The organism is Xanthomonas sp. JL1, from assembly GCF_038405005.1.
Genome location: NZ_JBBYGR010000028.1, coordinates 31,334 through 43,436 on the forward strand (window position 1 = coordinate 31,334; position 12,103 = coordinate 43,436).

At 65.9% G+C, this 12,103-nt stretch carries 11 protein-coding genes and 1 pseudogene; 9 read left to right on the plus strand and 3 right to left on the minus strand.

What is annotated here, in order from left to right:
• Positions 1–71: 71 nt before the first annotated feature.
• A complete protein-coding gene (locus WJW29_RS06165; RefSeq protein WP_011409764.1) occupies positions 72–683 on the plus strand; it encodes a YbhB/YbcL family Raf kinase inhibitor-like protein in 612 nt (203 codons plus the stop codon).
• Between the two features lie 83 nt (positions 684–766).
• Positions 767–1,772, plus strand: a pseudogene (locus tag WJW29_RS06170) (NAD(P)-dependent alcohol dehydrogenase).
• Positions 1,773–1,836: 64 nt separating this feature from the next.
• Here WJW29_RS06170 and WJW29_RS06175 read toward each other — a convergent pair.
• Positions 1,837–2,643 (minus strand): META domain-containing protein, encoded by an 807-nt coding sequence (locus WJW29_RS06175; protein WP_011260766.1) that lies wholly within the window; start codon positions 2,641–2,643, stop codon positions 1,837–1,839.
• A gap of 136 nt (positions 2,644–2,779) precedes the next feature.
• Positions 2,780–3,577 carry an undecaprenyl-diphosphate phosphatase gene (locus WJW29_RS06180; protein ID WP_011260765.1) on the minus strand — a complete coding sequence of 266 codons (798 nt, stop codon included), beginning with the start codon at positions 3,575–3,577 and terminating at the stop codon, positions 2,780–2,782.
• Positions 3,578–3,798: 221 nt separating this feature from the next.
• On the opposite strand from WJW29_RS06180, the gene glnA reads away from it, so the two are divergent.
• The 7 genes from glnA to WJW29_RS06215 all read left to right on the plus strand — a co-directional run bounded on the left by glnA (position 3,799) and on the right by WJW29_RS06215 (position 11,839).
• Entirely contained in the window at positions 3,799–5,208 is a 1,410-nt protein-coding gene (glnA, locus tag WJW29_RS06185; protein ID WP_011260764.1) for a type I glutamate--ammonia ligase, read from the plus strand.
• A gap of 277 nt (positions 5,209–5,485) precedes the next feature.
• The gene (locus tag WJW29_RS06190) at positions 5,486–5,824 is read left to right on the plus strand and encodes a P-II family nitrogen regulator (RefSeq protein WP_011260763.1); all 339 of its coding nucleotides are present in this window, start codon (positions 5,486–5,488) and stop codon (positions 5,822–5,824) included.
• Positions 5,825–5,846: 22 nt separating this feature from the next.
• Positions 5,847–7,289, plus strand: coding sequence for an ammonium transporter (locus WJW29_RS06195; protein WP_012443742.1), 1,443 nt, complete (start codon positions 5,847–5,849; stop codon positions 7,287–7,289).
• A 270-nt stretch (positions 7,290–7,559) separates the two neighbouring features.
• On the plus strand, positions 7,560–8,615 hold the full coding sequence (locus WJW29_RS06200; protein WP_011260761.1) for an ATP-binding protein: 1,056 nt from the start codon (positions 7,560–7,562) through the stop codon (positions 8,613–8,615).
• Entirely contained in the window at positions 8,608–10,035 is a 1,428-nt protein-coding gene (gene ntrC / locus WJW29_RS06205; protein WP_011409760.1) for a nitrogen regulation protein NR(I), read from the plus strand. The genes WJW29_RS06200 and ntrC overlap by 8 nt, the downstream gene beginning before the upstream one ends.
• A gap of 498 nt (positions 10,036–10,533) precedes the next feature.
• Positions 10,534–11,136: a superoxide dismutase family protein gene (locus WJW29_RS06210; protein WP_012443745.1), complete on the plus strand. Its 603-nt coding sequence runs from the start codon at positions 10,534–10,536 to the stop codon at positions 11,134–11,136.
• A 70-nt stretch (positions 11,137–11,206) separates the two neighbouring features.
• Positions 11,207–11,839, plus strand: a complete 633-nt coding sequence (locus WJW29_RS06215; protein ID WP_027704180.1) for a superoxide dismutase family protein — start codon at positions 11,207–11,209, stop codon at positions 11,837–11,839.
• Here the strand turns inward: WJW29_RS06215 and WJW29_RS06220 are convergent.
• On the minus strand, positions 11,834–12,103 hold a 270-nt coding region (locus tag WJW29_RS06220; protein WP_181680336.1), incomplete at its 5' end, for a transposase. The two genes, WJW29_RS06215 and WJW29_RS06220, sit on opposite strands and share 6 nt — an antisense overlap.

Consider the following 12,103-nt stretch of genomic DNA (forward strand, 5'->3'; position numbering starts at 1 on the left):
CATGCCGATGTCTTTCGCTCCGGCCCGGACCCAGGCACCCTGATCCGTATCGCTTTTCTCGGAGACCCTCCATGCGTCTGACCAGCAACAGCATCGAAAACGGCAAGCCCATCGCTGTGGAATTTGCCGCCGGTACGCCGGATGGCTTCGCACCCAACCGCAACCCGCACCTGGCCTGGAGCGAGGTGCCGACCGGTACGCAGTCATTCGCGCTGTTGTGCCTGGACCCGGATGTACCGACCGTGCCCGACACCGTCGGCCGCGACGACCTGCAGATTCCAGTCGAGCAGCCACGCACCGATTTCGTGCATTGGGCGATGGCCGATATCTCCGCCGATGTGCATGAGATTGCCGCCGGCAGCTGCAGCGACGGCTTTGTGGTCAAGGGCAAGCAGCAACCGCCCGGCCCGGCCGGTGCCCGGCAGGGCCTGAATTCCTACACGCAGTGGTTCGCCGGCAATGCCGACATGGCCGGCGACTACCGCGGCTACGACGGCCCGTACCCGCCGTTCAACGACCTGCGCATGCACCGCTATTTCTTCCGGGTGTTCGCGCTGGACGTTGCCAAGCTCAGCCTGCCCGACCGCTTCACCGCCGCCGACGTGCTGTCGGCGATTCAGGGCCATGTGCTGGCGGAAGCCGCGTTGCATGGCACCTACACGTTGAACCCAGCGCTGCGCTGAGTCATCGCGACGATGGCGTCGAATGCGCCATCCCCGACGACGCCAGCCACGTTCGGCCGGCGTCTCAGTACAGGCAGTCCCCCTTGAAAGCATTCCAGATTGGCAATCAAACCGGCCTCGAGAGCCTGGTCGTGGCCGAGATGTTCGAGCCAGTCGCAGGGCCGGGTCAGGTCATCGTCGCGCCGCGACTGGTTGGCCTGATCAACCGCGACCTGCAGATCCTGAAAGGCACCTACGCCGGCAAGCTCGTCGAAACGCGCGTTCCCGTTGCCGAAGGCGTGGGCATCGTGACCTCCGTCGGTGCAGGCGTCAGCGACGTCGCGCCGGGCGACCGTGTCGTCAGCGGGCACTTCCCCGCCTGGCTGGACGGCAGGTTCCGCGCCGAGATGTTCGCCCACGATCTGGGCGTGACCCACGATGGCTGGCTGGCGGAAACGGTGGTGCTGCCTGCATCCGCGCTGATCAAGGTGCCCGTGTCGTTGGACGACCAAGATGTCGCGGCGCTGGCATCGGCCGCAGTCACCGCCTGGCACGCCGGAAGTCGCCAGGATCAAGGCCGGCGACCTAGTGCTCTGTCTGGGAACCGTCGGCGTCTCGATGGCCGCGCTCGAACTCGCCAAGCGCCACGGTGCCCATGTCGCCATCACCTCATCCAGCGACGAGAAGCTTGAACTCGCGCGCCGCCTGGGCGCCGACATCACCGTCACCTATCGCACCGATCCCGACTGGGCCGATGCCGTGACGCAGCTGTCCGGCGGCGGCGCGGACGTCATCATCGAGACCGGCGGGCAGGACACCCTGGGACAGTCGATCAAGGTGGCAGCTGCCAACGCGACCATCGTGGTGATCGGCGTCACTCCCGGCACCTCTTCGCCGATTCCCGACTATGTGTCGTTGATCCGCAAGAACGCAACCATTCGCGGGATCGCCAATGCAAGCCGGGCGATGTTCGTGGACCTGCTGCGTGCGATCGAGCAGCACCGCATCAAGACCCTGCACAACAACACGTTCCGGTTCGATGAGGCGCCCCAGGCCTTTGATTACGTCGCCAGGGCGCAACACGTGGGCAAGGTCCTGATCCAGTTCTGACGCGCCGCAGTGGCGTCGCAGCGCGCGGCGCCGCTGACAGGCCCAATGCTGGGCTGGCGCGGGGCTAGCTGCTGGCTTCGAGCATCTGGTCGAGCACGTACACCTGGTCGGCGTTCCGGTCCGTGCCGGCCGGGTAGCGGGTCACCCGCAGCAGGTTGCGGATGCCGTCCTCGTGCTCGAAGCCGTCGATCGTGCCCTCCAACGGCTGCCAGTCGTGTGTGGCCGATTGGTCGGCCTGCGTCTGCTCGCGGACTTGCAGACAACGACGCGTCGGGTCGGACGCGCAGGTCACGGTGTCTGCGGCCACTTCGATCAACAACGTCTGCCCCGGCCCGCCGTAGCGGGTGTCTGCCGTGGGGGTGCCGCCGAAGATCAGCCGGGTGCCATCGCTGCGGGTCAGGGTCAGCCGGGGCGCGGCCGCGGCGGTGTCCATGACCACGGCGAAGCGGCCGGACAGCAGGTCGCTGGCAGCGCGTTCCTGCGCCATCCGGCGTGCGTCGGCGCACATCCGCCTGCTCGAGACCACCCGGCCGATCTGCACCTGCGCCTGGGCCACGCTGTAGATGGCGCCCAACGCGTTGCAGGTCTGGCTGACCTGGATGCGCTGATCGTTGAAGTCCAGTTGCACGGCTGGCAGGCCGTCGACGAACAGGCTGCGCAAGGCGGTGCCGTGCGCATCGCTGGCCTGCTGCAATTGCCAGTGCTGTGCGCGCAAGGCGGTGCGCAACGGCAGGGCATCCGTGTCAGGGCTCGCCATGACAGGCATCCGGACAGCAGCGTGGTTGGCGCCGGGCAGCTCCGGCGACGCGCCCGATCCGCAGGCCGTCACGCCCGCCGCCAGCAGTGCAGGGGCGAAGAACACGGCACGCATGTGCAGCTCCCGGGAATCGATGCGTCAGTGATACCGCCAGCGTGCGCCCGGGGCAATGACCGGCGTCACGACGTGGGCGCCGGGCCTGCACCTGGCCGCGATCGCGACGTGCAGGCCCGGCAGTTGTCGTTAGGTCTCAGCCCGCCGCAGCCGGCAGCCACAGCAGCAAGGCTGCGCCGAGCACGATGCGGTACACCGCAAACACGGTGAAACGGTGCTTCTTGATATAGCTCAGCAGCCACTTCACCACCACAAAACCGGTGATGGTCGCCGCCACGAAGGCCACCGCCACATCGGCCCAGTGTTCGGTGCCGAAACCGCCTTCCTTGTACATCTCCAGCAACGCGTAACCGCTGGCCGCGAACATGGTCGGAATGCCCACCATGAACACGAAATCCGCCGCTGCCGAGCGCCGGCTCAGGCCCAGCAACATGGCGATGAAGATCGTCGAGGCCGAGCGCGAGGTGCCTGGGAAAACACCGGCCACGACCTGCGCCAGGCCCACCGCGATGGCCACCTTCCAGGTCACCACGTCGCGCTCGGGCAGCTTGCCGGCGACGTGTTCGGCCACCAGCATCCACACGCCGCCGATCAGCAGCGCCCAGGCGACGGGCTGCAGGGTTTCGGGCAATTGCCAGCCGGCCTTGCGCACGATCAGCCCGACCACCGCGGTGACCAGGAAGGCCACGCTGACTTTGAGCACGTAATCGCGGTTGTCGCGCTCGCCCAGGCCGGTGGCCAGGGTCCACAGCCGCTGCCGCAGCGCCAGACAGATAGCCAGGATCGCGCCGGCCTGGATGACGATATTGAAGAAGTCAGAACGGCGTCCGAGCCATTGTTCGGCGATCAGCAGATGGCCGGTACTGGAGATCGGCAGGAATTCGGTAAGGCCTTCGAGAATGCCCAACAGCAGGGCGGAAATCAGATCGGACATCGGACTGGAGAGGGGTGGGGAAGCCGTCAGGATAGTGCATTGTAGAACGCACCATATTGGTGCTTTGTGTTTGATTATTTGCACTATTATGGTGCTAGCCAACGTCCGCGGCCGCGAGCGACGCAAGCAAAATCAAGGGCTTGTGAAGCTCGATGGCTTGGCACGGTCCCTGCTGAGCTACCGGCCACGAGCCACTTAACTCCTACCTGAGGTTTCTTCCGATGTCCGTGGAAAATGTTGAAAAGCTGATCAAGGACAACAAGGTCGAGTTCGTCGACCTGCGCTTCGTCGATATGCGTGGTGTACAGCAGCACATCACCTTTCCGGCCAATATCATCGAGCCGGCGCTGTTTGAAGAAGGCAAGATGTTCGACGGCAGTTCGATCGCGGGTTGGAAGGGCATCAACGAGTCGGACATGGTGCTGCTGCCGGACGCAGGCACCGCGTATCTGGATCCGTTCTTCGCCGATCCGACCATCGTGCTGACCTGCGACATCCTTGACCCGGCCACCATGCAGAGCTATGAGCGCGATCCGCGCGGCATCGCCAAGCGCGCCGAGGCCTATCTGAAGTCGTCCGGCACCGCCGACCAGGCGTTCTTCGGCCCGGAGCCGGAATTCTTCATCTTCGATTCGGTGCGCTTTGCCAACGACATGGGCCACACCTTCTTCCAGGTGGGTTCGGAAGAAGCGGCCTGGAATACCGGTGAAAAGTACGACGGCGGCAATAGCGGCTACCGTCCGGGCGTGAAGGGCGGCTACTTCCCGGTTCCGCCGACCGACACCCTGCACGACCTGCGCGCGGAAATGATCAAGACGCTGGAACAGGTCGGCATCGAAACCGAAGTGCACCACCACGAAGTGGCCACCGCCGGTCAGTGCGAAATCGGCACCAAGTTCAGCTCGCTGGTGCAGAAGGCCGACGAACTGCTGACGATGAAGTACATCATCAAGAACGTCGCCTACCGCAACGGCAAGACCGCCACCTTCATGCCCAAGCCCATCGTGGGCGACAACGGCTCGGGCATGCACGTGCACCAGTCGCTGGCCAAGGGCGGCGTCAACCTGTTCACCGGCGACGGCTACGGCGGTTTGTCGCAGCTGGCGCTGTGGTACATCGGCGGCATCTTTAAGCACGCCCGCGCGATCAACGCCTTCGCCAACTCCGGCACCAACAGCTACAAGCGTCTGGTTCCGGGCTTCGAGGCACCAGTGATGCTGGCCTATTCGGCGCGTAACCGCTCGGCGTCGTGCCGTATTCCGTGGGTCACCAACCCGAAGGCGCGCCGCATCGAAATGCGCTTCCCCGATCCGTTGCAGTCCGGCTACCTGACCTTCACCGCGCTGATGATGGCCGGCTTGGACGGCATCAAGAACCAGATCGACCCTGGCGCACCGAGCGACAAGGACCTGTACGACCTGCCGCCGGAAGAAGAGAAGCTGATTCCGCAGGTCTGCTCCAGCCTGGATCAGGCCCTGGACGCGCTGGACAAGGACCGCGAGTTCCTCAAGGCCGGCGGCGTGATGAGCGACGACTTCATCGACGGCTATATCGCGCTGAAGATGCAGGAAGTCACCAAGTTCCGTGCTGCGACCCACCCGTTGGAGTACCAGCTGTACTACGGCAACTGAGTTCCACCGCTGCGATGGCGGAGGCCCCCCCTCCCACCTCCGCCATCGCCGCACACGTGTTCGAGCGATCCATGGCACCGGCCGTGGATTGCAGGGGTATTGAGAGAGCACACAGTTCGCGTGGCGCGGGCCTGACCTCTCACACGAGGCGGATGCATGGCATCTGCTGAGGTCTGCGCAATCGCGAACGATCGGATGCCGGGGTTGGCATCGAGGTGACTGACATCGCCGGGCGGCGCAATGCCGTCCGGTTCTTTCCACCATTCGGGGTATGCGCATGAAATTGATCACCGCCATCATCCGGCCGTTCAAGCTCGACGAGGTCCGCGAGGCCCTGTCCGCAGCTGGCGTGTCGGGCATCACCGTGACCGAGGTCAAGGGCTTCGGGCGTCAGAAAGGCCACACCGAGCTGTACCGCGGCGCCGAGTACGTTGTCGACTTCCTGCCCAAGATCAAGATCGAAACGGTGGTCACCAACGACCGCCTGGACGCGGTGGTCGAGGCGATCCAGAACGCCGCCGGCACCGGCAAGATCGGCGACGGCAAGATCTTCGTCACCGCGATCGAGCAGGTGGTGCGCATCCGCACCGGCGAGATCGGCGCCGATGCGCTCTAACCCCACCAGCCTTGGAGTTCGTATGAAGACAGCTCTTTTTGCCGGGTGGAAAGCCCGGTTCTACAGCGCGTGCATGCTGATGCTGTTCAGCGCGCTGATCGTCGGTGGCATGGGCAGCGCGCAGGCGCAGTCCACTCCCCAGATCACCCCACTGCCGACCGCGCCGGTCACCACCGAACCGCTGCCGTCGGCGCAACCGGCCGCCCCGCCGGCCGCTGCCGTCGAGGCCGCACCGGTGGTGGAGAAGGGCGACGTCGCCTGGATGCTGACTTCCACCTTGCTGGTGCTGCTCATGGTGGTGCCGGGCCTGGCGCTGTTCTACGGCGGCATGGTGCGCGCCAAGAACGTGTTGTCGGTGCTGATCCAGGTCGCTGTGGTGTTCTCGCTGCTGATCATCCTGTGGGTGCTGTACGGCTACAGCCTGGCGTTCTCCGGTGGAGGTGCGTGGATCGGCAATCTGGACAAGGCGCTGCTCAAGGGCGTCACCATCGAAACCCTGGCGGCCACCTTCACCAAGGGCGTGAGCCTGCCGGAATACGTGTTTGTGGTGTTCCAGGCGACCTTCGCCGGCATTACCGGCGCGCTGATCGTCGGCGCCTTTGCCGAACGCGCCAAGTTCGGCGCGGTGCTGTTGTTCTCGGCGATCTGGTTCACCTTCGGCTACCTGCCGCTGGCGCACATGGTCTGGGCCACCGGTGGGTATCTGTTCGGGTTGGGCGCGCTGGATTTCGCAGGCGGTACCGTGGTGCATATCAACGCCGGTGTCGCCGGTCTGGTTGGCGCCTACTTCGTCGGCAAGCGTGCCGGGTTGGGACGTGAGGCGATCAAGCCGCACAACGTGACCCTGACCTTCATCGGTGCCTCGCTGCTGTGGGTGGGCTGGTTCGGTTTCAACGCCGGTTCCAATCTGGAAGCCAATGCCGGTGCGGCGCTGGCCTTCCTCAACACCTTGCTGGCGACCGCTGCCGCCATCCTGGGCTGGTCGCTGACCGAGAAGATCATCAAGGGCAAGTCGTCCGCCCTGGGTGTGGCCTCGGGCATGGTGGCCGGCCTGGTCGGCATCACCCCGGCCTGCGGTACGGTGGGCCCGTTCGGCGCGATCGTCATTGGCCTGGCTGCCGGCGTGCTCTGCGTGTGGGGCGTCACCGGTCTGAAGCGCCTGCTCGGTGCCGACGACAGCCTGGACGTGTTCGGCGTGCATGGCCTGGGCGGCATCATCGGCGCGATCCTGACCGGCGTGTTCTCGGCTGCCTCGCTGGGCGGCCAGAAGGGCGGCGATTACGACATCGTTCATCAGGTCGGCATCCAGGCGCTGGGCGTCGGAATCACGGTCGGCTGGATCGGCGTGGTGTCGGTGGTGGGGTTTGTGGTCGCCAAGCTGGTATTCGGCCTGCGCGTGAGCGAAGAAGCCGAGCGCGAGGGCCTGGACATCACCTCGCACGGCGAAGCCGCGTACGAGTCCTGAGCATGCACACCCGCGGCCATGCTGCTGCGCTGCGGGTGGCGCAACGACCCGGCCGGGAATGCCCAGCCGGGTCCGTTTTCCCCCTTGCCCCGTTGGGCGCGGAACAACTGCCGAGGTGGGCTGCATGACCAGCCCTACGCCCGTGACTGCCGGCGCGGATGCTTGCTGGATCGGTGCGACCCGCCGCTGTCCGGCCCCTATGTTGTTTACGGACGCTTCGCTTTGCGCGACATTGATGCACGGCGCTGCCGTTTGCACTAAATTGGTGCAATGTTGACATCCTCCTCCATGCCATCGCTGGACAGTCTGGGCACGCCGGTGGCCTGGGCCGACCGCGAGGGTCGCCTGCTGGGCGTCAACCCGGCGTTCGCGCGCTGGCTCGGGGTCGGTGCCCGGCGGTTGGTCGAACAACCCCTGGCCGCGCTGGAAGTGCAGGGCGATGCGCTTGCACGCTTTCTGCTCAACGACGAGCGTGATGTGTTGCGTCTGCACCGGCTGGCGCTGGGCCTGCCCAACGACGCGCCACGCTTTGCCGAAGGCTGGCTGTCGCGCCTGGACGACGGCGGCTGGTTGCTGGAAACCCACCCGGTCGACGAATTCCCCGCGCTGGATCCCACCCACGCCTTGCCCAATGCCTTGAGCGCCGCGCTCAAGGGGCTGGCGCACGAGTTACGCAACCCATTGGCCGGACTGAAGGGCGCCGCCCAGCTACTCGCACGCCGCTCGGCGGGACGCGACGAAGACGAGCGCGAGCTGCTCGAGCTGATCGGCACCGAAATCGAACGCCTCAACACCTTGCTCGAACGGCTGCTCTCGCCAACCCCGGCGCGGCCGCATGACCGCCTCAACATCCATGTGGTCCTTGAACGTGTGCTGCGCCTGGCCGAAGCCGAGGGCGGCTGGTCGGTGCAGGTGCAGCGCGACTACGACCCCAGCATTCCCGACATTCTGGGCGATGGCGACCGCCTGACCCAGGCGGTGTGGAATCTGGTACGCAACGCCTTCCAGGCTGGCGCCACCCGTGTGACCCTGCGCACCCGCGTCGAACATGGCCAACGCATCCGCGACCGCGTGCACGCGATGTCGCTGCGGCTGGAAATCATCGACGACGGCGGCGGCGTGCCGGAAGAACTGGCCGAGCACCTGTTCCTGCCGCTGGTCAGCGGCCGTGCCGAAGGCAGCGGATTGGGTCTGGCGCTGGCCCAGCAGGTCTCGCGCCAACACCACGGCACGCTGACCTACCGCTCGCGTCCGGGCCATACCGTTTTCACCCTGGTGCTGCCCGAGCTGGCCGGCAATGACGACAAGGAGCATCTGCATGGCTGAGGCCGCCGCCGTATCCCACATCTGGGTGGTCGACGATGACCGGTCGGTCCGTTTCGTGCTGTCCACCGCCTTGCGCGATGCCGGTTACGCGGTGGATGGTTTCGACAGCGCTGCCGCCGCGCTGCAGGCGCTCGCCATGCGGCCCACGCCGGACCTGCTGTTCACCGACGTGCGCATGCCCGGCGAAGACGGCCTGACCCTGCTCGACAAGCTCAAAGCCAAACACCCGCAACTGCCGGTGATCGTGATGTCGGCCTATACCGACGTTGCCAGCACCGCCGGCGCCTTCCGCGGCGGCGCGCATGAGTTCCTGTCCAAGCCCTTCGACCTGGACGATGCGGTGGCGCTGGCCGCACGCGGGCTGCCGGATGCCGATGCGGGTGCCGACGAAATCTTCGCCACCCGGCTGGCCGAAGGCTCGGCCTCGTTGATCGGCGACACGCCCGCTATGCAGGCTTTGTTTCGCGCGATCGGACGTCTGGCGCAGGCGCCGCTGTCGGTCTTGATCAACGGCGAAACCGGCACCGGTAAAGAGCTGGTCGCCCACGCGCTGCACAACGAATCGCCGCGCGCGCGCAAACCCTTCGTCGCGCTCAATACCGCCGCCATTCCGGCCGAATTGCTGGAAAGCGAGTTGTTCGGCCACGAAACCGGCGCCTTTACCGGCGCGACCAAACGGCATATCGGCCGTTTCGAACAAGCCGATGGCGGCACGCTGTTTCTGGACGAAATCGGCGACATGCCGTTGCCGCTGCAGACACGCCTGTTGCGCGTGCTGGCAGAGAACGAATTCTTCCGCGTCGGTGGGCGCGAATTGATCCGCGTCGATGTGCGTGTGATCGCCGCGACCCACCAGGATCTGGAAGCCTTGGTCCAACAAGGCCGCTTCCGCGCCGATTTGCTACATCGCCTGGATGTGGTGCGCCTGCAATTGCCGCCGCTGCGCGAACGCCGTGGCGACATCGCGCAACTGGCCGAGAACTTCCTGACCATGGCCGGGCGCAAGCTCGACATGTTGCCCAAGCGGCTGTCGTCGGCCGCGTTGGAAGACCTGCGTCAATACGACTGGCCCGGCAACGTCCGCGAACTGGAAAACGTGTGCTGGCGTCTGGCCGCGCTGGCCACCGCCGACATCATCGACGTGGTGGATGTGGAAGCCGCACTGGCACGTGGTGGACGTCGTCACCGCAGCGGCCGCAGCGACGGCCAGTGGGACGACATGCTCTCCAGCTGGGCCGCACAACGCCTGAGCGAAGGCGCCCAGGGCCTGCACGCCGAAGCGCGCGAACGCCTGGACAAAACCCTGCTCGAAGCCGCACTGCAACTCACCCAGGGCCGCCGCGCCGAAGCTGCCGCCCGCCTGGGCCTGGGCCGTAACACCGTCACCCGCAAACTCGGTCCGGGGCGCAAACCCCGTTAAGGTTGCCCGAGGCCTCTCCCGTTGGAAGGTCTCGTGCTTGAAAAAGAATCGACGCCTAAGCGATACACGCATATCGCAATCGCGCATCAGACCACGCGCGGCGTTGAGCCCTCTCCCACTGGAGCGACAAGGCACGGCTTGCGCACCGAAGGTGCGCGTGTCGTGGAGCGTCCGCGCCGCGGAGCGGGGGCTGGGGCGAGAGTACGCGGCCCACCTTCGCGCACGCAACCGCCACCGGGCTTCGCCCGGACCCTCATCCGGCGCTGCGCGCCACCTTCTCACCCACGAAGGAGGACGGCGTCCCGGCGAGAGAAGGAAGTAACGGGCGCGATCCAGGCTTTGCACTTCCACATATCAGCTAGCGTGCACGTTAACCAGGCCTCAAACACCCGGCCACCCATTGCAACCTCGTAAACTCCTGAGCCCTCGCTGGGCGTATTTCATGACATGTGAACACGCGCCCGCATAGGTTTTCAGCCTGATCAGGAGAACTGCTTGATGCGTTATCGGTCGCCGACGATCGTTGCCCTCACCGCGCTGGCGCTGGCCGCCTGCAGCAGCACGCCAGCGCCGCCGAAGGCGCCTCCACCGCCGGCCGCACGCGTGGTGCCCTCTCGCCCGGTGCAACAGGCCGAAGCGGTGCTGGCCTCGGCCTCGGGCAGCTTGGTCAGCGGCCGGGTGGTGCTGGTGCCTGCATTGCAGGGCATCCGTCTCACCGGCACCATCGGCGGGCTGCGTCCGGGCGGCGTGTCGGGATTTCATGTGCACGAACGCGGCGATTGCAGCGCGGCCGATGCGAGCAGTGCCGGCGCGCATTTCAATCCGAGCGGTACGCCGCACGGGCGTGCCGGGAGCGGTCCGCACAATCTGGGCGACATGGACAATCTGCGTGCCGACGCCGAAGGGGTAGTGCATCTGGACATGATTCTGTCGGGCATCAGCCTGGGCGACGGCGCGCCGAGCGACGTGGTCGGCAGGTCGCTGATCGTGCATGCCGACGCCGACGACTATCGCAGCCAGCCCAGCGGCAATGCCGGCGTGCGTCTGGCCTGCGGCGTCATTCGTGTCGCCAAACGGGGCACGCCCCCTTCGCAGCCCTGAGTCAGGGCGTCAATGGCTGCAACTGCGGCCCTTCTTCAGGAGTACTCCATCCGAATTCTTCCGCCGCCCCCTGTTTCTGGCCACTGCTCTGGTGCTGACCGCCTGCAAGCGCGACGAGCCGGCACCGGCCGACCCGGCACCCGCCCCGCAGGCCAGCACGCCGGCCGAAGCGGCGCACGGCGGCGAACATGCCGCCTCCATGGTCACCGAAGCGGCGGCCACTACCACCGCAACCGCCGAGCTTAAGCCGACCAAGGGGAATGACGTCAAAGGCACGGTGACCTTCAAAACTGTCGATGGCGCATTGCGTGTCACCGGCCAGCTGAGCGGCCTCAAGCCCAACACCGAGCACGGCTTCCATATTCACGAAAAGGGCGATTGCAGCGCACCGGACGGCAGCAGCGCCGGCGGCCACTTCAACCCGTCCCAGTCCGATCACGGCAACGTCAGCGCCGAACCGCATCACGGCGGCGACATGCTCAACATCAAGTCCGATGCGCAGGGCAACGTCACAATCGACGGCCCGGTGTCCAGCAACGTCAATCTCGCTAAGGCCAACCAGTTCGATATCGCCGGCCACGCGGTGATCGTGCATGCCGATGCGGACGATTACAAAACCCAGCCCACCGGCAACGCTGGCGGCCGTCTGGCCTGTGGCGTGATCACCACCGACAACGCGCAGGCGGCGACACGTTACTCATAAGTCAGAAATATAGGCGACACTTGGATGCCTGAAGAACGAGCGCACCAATTCTGGTCGAGCTGCAATGTCGGACAACTGATCATGCACCCGATCGGCCAGCTTCTCGCCACTGCGCAGCGGGCGCCACGCCACGCCCGTGCGCTTGGTGTAGCTCCACACCAACTCGTCGGGATTCAAGTCCGGTGCGTCACCCGGCAGGAAATGCAGCGTCAGCCTGCCCTTCAGGCTGTCCACGTCATCGCGCACGCCACGGGTCTTGTGAGC